This window comes from Sodalis sp. (in: enterobacteria) (genome assembly GCF_047607725.1).
Lineage (GTDB): Bacteria > Pseudomonadota > Gammaproteobacteria > Enterobacterales > Enterobacteriaceae > JBLKSS01.
Window position 1 is genome coordinate 1 of sequence record NZ_JBLKSS010000233.1, and the last position, 4,414, is coordinate 4,414.

The 4,414-nt window shown below is 50.7% G+C and carries 10 protein-coding genes and 1 tRNA gene; 5 read left to right on the forward strand and 6 right to left on the reverse strand.

The genetic code is table 11. The features are described from left to right. On the forward strand, positions 1 to 108 hold a 108-nt coding region (locus ACMX3H_RS17230; RefSeq protein ID WP_415209556.1), incomplete at its 5' end, for a transposase domain-containing protein. A gap of 112 nt (positions 109 to 220) precedes the next feature. Next, positions 221 to 580 carry a hypothetical protein gene (locus ACMX3H_RS17235; RefSeq protein ID WP_415211686.1) on the forward strand — a complete coding sequence of 120 codons (360 nt, stop codon included), beginning with the start codon at positions 221 to 223 and terminating at the stop codon, positions 578 to 580. Here the strand turns inward: ACMX3H_RS17235 and ACMX3H_RS17240 are convergent. From ACMX3H_RS17240 to ACMX3H_RS17250, 3 genes are all read right to left on the reverse strand, one after another. Then, entirely contained in the window at positions 572 to 925 is a 354-nt protein-coding gene (locus ACMX3H_RS17240) for a Bro-N domain-containing protein (RefSeq protein WP_415211694.1), read from the reverse strand. The genes ACMX3H_RS17235 and ACMX3H_RS17240 overlap by 9 nt on opposite strands. Positions 926 to 1,348: 423 nt before the next feature. After that, the gene (locus ACMX3H_RS17245) at positions 1,349 to 1,639 is read right to left on the reverse strand and encodes a hypothetical protein (protein WP_415211687.1); all 291 of its coding nucleotides are present in this window, start codon (positions 1,637 to 1,639) and stop codon (positions 1,349 to 1,351) included. After that, positions 1,614 to 2,144 carry a Bro-N domain-containing protein gene (locus ACMX3H_RS17250; protein WP_415211688.1) on the reverse strand — a complete coding sequence of 177 codons (531 nt, stop codon included), beginning with the start codon at positions 2,142 to 2,144 and terminating at the stop codon, positions 1,614 to 1,616. The genes ACMX3H_RS17245 and ACMX3H_RS17250 overlap by 26 nt, the downstream gene beginning before the upstream one ends. A gap of 116 nt (positions 2,145 to 2,260) precedes the next feature. Between ACMX3H_RS17250 and ACMX3H_RS17255 the strand changes: the two genes are divergently transcribed. Next, on the forward strand, positions 2,261 to 2,731 hold the full coding sequence (locus ACMX3H_RS17255) for a hypothetical protein (RefSeq protein WP_415211689.1): 471 nt from the start codon (positions 2,261 to 2,263) through the stop codon (positions 2,729 to 2,731). Between the two features lie 9 nt (positions 2,732 to 2,740). Next, a tRNA-OTHER gene (locus ACMX3H_RS17260) sits at positions 2,741 to 2,819 on the forward strand. 3 nt (positions 2,820 to 2,822) lie between these two features. On the opposite strand, the gene ACMX3H_RS17265 is transcribed toward ACMX3H_RS17260, so the two are convergent. Beyond that, positions 2,823 to 3,062: a hypothetical protein gene (locus tag ACMX3H_RS17265; RefSeq protein WP_415211690.1), complete on the reverse strand. Its 240-nt coding sequence runs from the start codon at positions 3,060 to 3,062 to the stop codon at positions 2,823 to 2,825. A gap of 278 nt (positions 3,063 to 3,340) precedes the next feature. Here ACMX3H_RS17265 and ACMX3H_RS17270 point away from each other — a divergent pair, with 278 nt between their 5' ends. Then, positions 3,341 to 3,610, forward strand: coding sequence for a hypothetical protein (locus ACMX3H_RS17270; protein ID WP_415211691.1), 270 nt, complete (start codon positions 3,341 to 3,343; stop codon positions 3,608 to 3,610). A 147-nt stretch (positions 3,611 to 3,757) separates the two neighbouring features. On the opposite strand, the gene ACMX3H_RS17275 is transcribed toward ACMX3H_RS17270, so the two are convergent. Together ACMX3H_RS17275 and ACMX3H_RS17280 are read right to left on the reverse strand one after the other, a co-directional pair. Next, positions 3,758 to 4,048 (reverse strand): VRR-NUC domain-containing protein, encoded by a 291-nt coding sequence (locus ACMX3H_RS17275; protein ID WP_415211692.1) that lies wholly within the window; start codon positions 4,046 to 4,048, stop codon positions 3,758 to 3,760. Next, positions 4,032 to 4,349: a DUF4406 domain-containing protein gene (locus tag ACMX3H_RS17280; protein ID WP_415211693.1), complete on the reverse strand. Its 318-nt coding sequence runs from the start codon at positions 4,347 to 4,349 to the stop codon at positions 4,032 to 4,034. The genes ACMX3H_RS17275 and ACMX3H_RS17280 overlap by 17 nt, the downstream gene beginning before the upstream one ends. Between the last annotated feature and the right edge of the window lie 65 nt (positions 4,350 to 4,414).

A 4,414-nucleotide genomic window follows, 5' to 3' on the forward strand; every position in this document is an offset into this window, starting at 1 on the left:
GTGGAGCCGGAAGCGTATCTGCGCCATGTGCTGGCGATTATCGCGGATCATCCCATCAACAAAATCAAAGAGCTCCTGCCGTGGAACCTCACCATCCCTGCTGAATAACTGTCAATACGGCGCTGGGCGTACGCTTACAAATTTTGCATGTTAAAGCTCCTCACAAATCAATGTGATTAATGAAGCCCCGGGGCGATCCCAGGGCGGGGTTACAGGGTTAGTGGCGCGTCAGGAAGTGTTTAACTTCGTCTTCGTGCCAGTGGTCAAGGCGATCTTCAACGCCCCGTTGCTGCTGGCGATGACAGCTCTCGAAAAGCCGCTATATATCGGCCAGCACGGTATGGACGTCTTCACGCTTACGAAGAATGCGCTTGAGGGTTTGCTTTTCCGCTTCGTGGATGGCTTCACGCAGGGTTTCGGTGACGTAGTAAATGCGGCGGCACTCTTCGGCCAGCAGGGGAATATGCTGTGCTTCAAAAGGAATCGGCGATGGGGTGCCGGTTACATCGCGCAGGGCGTAGTAAACCGCATTGGTCCATGCCTGTTCAAAACGGAAGCCGCGAGTAATGCATCAGACTAAACGCGCAAAGTTACGGGTATCGGTGCGCGTAAAACGCTCGGGGGCTTCGGGCTGGTAAACTGGCTGGCCCACTTCACGGTCGAGGATATCCAGCACCCATTTGCGGAACTCTTTGGCGATCGGAGTGTTGGCGAACATCGCAATCAGGTGAGCGCCGCGTAGGGAGAAGATGCGTATTTTGTTGCGGAGATTGTCATAAGTGTTTGATTTCATCGAGACACTCAAATTGAGGGTCTCGGTCATGCACGAGCTAAACTCGTCTACGTTGCGAGTATAAATTTGGGTGATGACATCAGTTTTCTTGTATTCGAGCGCTTTAGCGAGCTCGGCAGAAGTGAACCAGATCTACCCGTTGTGGGAGATGGTTTCAAGAACAGTATTGCGGAACATTAAGGTTGTCATAGTAATGATTTCCTTTGTAGTTAAGGAACATCACCACCTAGAGGTGTGAAACTCTGTACTGGTGGCGAGCTGAATGGGGTTCACACTACCGGCTACAAAGGACCCGGCGAGCCTTACGGCTCCCCCATCCAGCCCACCATTATTCTGATATGGCGGACTGACACATAAAAACACGCTCTCGGCGTGTTATGCGCCTTTGTAGATAACCGGAGTGTGAAACCCGACACCTGAACTTGCAGATTGACTATAACGCATGGGTTATCCTTGCGTCAATGGCAAAGGTAAAATGTCAAGAAGAAAGTTCAAGGAATATAGCTTTATGCTTATCTATTAATGCTTTGATGTGGGCGCTTCTGTTCGGGTATTTCAAACGAGTTCACTCGCTGCTGAGGCTTCCTCTTCGGCGAGAAAGATCGCCTTGAACTTCTTTACGGCCTTCTCGTTGTAGCGGAAAGATTCCACCTGCTTGCTGCTGTATGGGGACTTATCCAGATAAGTCTGGCCGAATTCCTCCGTCTTCATGTTGTTGTCGTTGGCGATACGGCTAATCTTGTTGGCTGAGACGTTGAACATTTTGCTGATTTGCGTGGCGGTGTAGTGTTTTTCCTCAAGCACCGGCAAGGGAATAACTTCACGTCCGGCGATAGGGTTGATCAATCCGGCGATAACGGCTTGGCGAGCCGCGTCGGAAAGTCCTTGTAGCCCACTGGAAGGTTTTTTCGGCTATCTCCATCTGGATTTGCATGGCTCGGGCCTTGCGGTATTCCGATAAGCCGCTGCCTTCGTCACGATGGCTCGTCTTCATGCTGTAGCTGCCCTGCTGACGTAATGCCGGTAACACTTCTTCGCATACCCAATCCTGCACGTGTTCGGCTGAGGGGAGCTTGCTTTTCAGTATCAGGCGATAGAGATCGGACTCAGGTGCAAGAATGATGCCTTTTGGCCTGAATCCTAAATTCAATTCTAGCGCCTGGCTAGAATTAAGCTTAATCAATGACTTGCAGTTATCTTGTAATGCCTCATGTAGATTTTTATAGCCAAGTGCTTTCGCCAATTCGACCGCAAAGAACACCGGCTTGCCTTGGTATCGCGTTCCCTGTAGCTCGATATCTGAATCGGCAGACTTAAAGAGCATGAGCTGTGCTTTGGTGATTTTAGTCATAACGATTTCTCCATAGTTAAACGGATTTGTTTAAAAGGTATTAGGGGGCTAACTTGCAAAATTTTGCAGGTTGGCGGTCAGATCGCTTACACTTGGCTTAAACAGGAGGATCCCCTATGGGCCAAGTCGCATTTGATACATTGCAGGCTTCAGAAGAGCTTGAGACTGCTGGTATTTCCAGAGAGCAAGCGCGGGCGATTTCGCTCGTCGTACGCAAGTCTCATGAGGTGGCGGATGTGGCCACCAAGGCTGATATCGCTGAGGTAAATCGGAATATCGCCGATGTCCGTAAGGATCTATCCACAGAGATCGCCGACGTTCGTAAGGACCTATCCACAGAAATAGCTGACGTTCGTAAGGACCTATCCGCAGAGATAGCTGACGTTCGTAAAGATATGGGGGCTCGCTTCGAGAAGAACGAAGCCCAGATGCAGGCACGCTTTGAACAGCTGGACAAACGGCTAGATTTTTCCGAAAAGCGCTTTGATAAACTGGAAATAAAATTCGACCGTCTGCAATGGTTCTTGGTTGCTGCCGCTTTGGGTTTTTTATTTAAAGAGATGATTATGCGGTTGTTCGGTTATTAACTACTCATTGGGTCGGTAGCTCAGATTGGAAGAGCGTACGTGTTATCAAACCGTAAGGACGCTGGTTCGATGCCTGCTCGACCCTCCACTTTCAGCAACACCCTTCCTGTGTCAGGCGTCTAACCTGCTTGCGTAGCCGCTTATTGTCTTCGGCCATATATTCGATTACTGCCCTGAGCGTCTGGGTTTCCCAGTCTTCGTTAGGCCGCCTGCCCAGACTGACCAGATAGCGGGCATCGTCGATACTCTCGCCGCCGTTGGTAATGGCGACGACTTCTCCCATATTGGGGTGCCGGAAGGTTATTAGCACCCGTGCGTTATCCAGTTTCATGAGTCATGTTCTCCGTAGATTGCTTGTGGTGCCTGTTTTGATAACCCTCTCAGGCGGTGAGGGTTCCTGAATTCCCCAATGCAAAGGAATCGGGTAAAATATGCTTACCCCAATGCAATATAAGGACAAGCAGATGTCTAAAAAGCAAATGATCACACCCCCCCGAAAGGTTGGCCTATGACCATTTACCCGAGAAGAATGTAAGGCCCGAGCCACAACCTAAGGCTCCGCTACCGCCACCGAAGAAAACCGGAGGCTGACAACCATAAGGAATCGCTATGAGCCGAGAAGAAGTTAAAGACCGCATTCTGTACGGGTATTATCTTGAACAGTTGTACGCCACCGCGACGGGGCGGATTGACCGACTCTTTTCGGTGTTAACGTTGATTTTCGGTTCAGCGATAGAACTAAAAGCGGACCCATTTTTCTTCGGGGTGATGATCGTGATTATTTCAGCGGTGCAATCGACCTACCAGTTTGGCAAACAGTCCGCCAGAGCCGCGAAACAATCCTTTGAGTATCTCAGGTTGTTCACAAACGAAGTATAGTTCAATGATGCTGACCTGAAGGCCAGACTCATCGAGCTGGAAAGCACTGATAACAACATCTGGTCCTGTCTGAAGCCTATAGCATTGCGGAAAACGCAAATAAAAATTGGTCTTCCTGTTGAAAATCAAGAAGAGCTATCCATGCTGTCAAAGTTGTTGCGGTTGCTCTGTGGTTAAATCCGCGACAGTTTTATCATCCAGCACGATTACCTCGCACCCCAGCGCCCTGAGCCGGTCGTGTTCGCGTCGCTGGGAGGGGCGTGCTTTCTGCCCCGGCGCTTTGCATTCCACAAACAGCACCCGGCCGCCGGGCAAGACGACCATGCGGTCAGGCACGCCCAGCCTGCCCGGCGATACAAATTTGTAGGCGATGCCGCCGGCGGCTTTTACCGCGCGGATAAGCTGCTGCTCGATGGCTTTCTCACGCAAGTAATACATTTTCATAACCCTGAAACCGTATATATAATCGCAGCTTCCTGGCCAAATGAAATTCGGCACGAGCGCCTTCGCTGTCCTGCCAGCCCTCCAGCAGGAAGATACCCTGTGCGCATTGCAGCATGGCCAGGCCGATGCGCATGTAATCAGCCTCGAACAGGCTATCGGGCAGGGTTGCAGGGTTTAGCACTGTGTCGCCGGCCTGTTTCAGTTCACGTGCAGCGTTGTAAAAGTAAGCGCCCCGTGGAGGACGTCTTGAATTATTGGTGGGTTTGTTGTATGGCCCGGTAAGAATATGTTCCACTACGATGCCTAGTGAACCCGCATCCTATAAGGGACGGCTGTCAGATCATGGATAATCCGGCGATG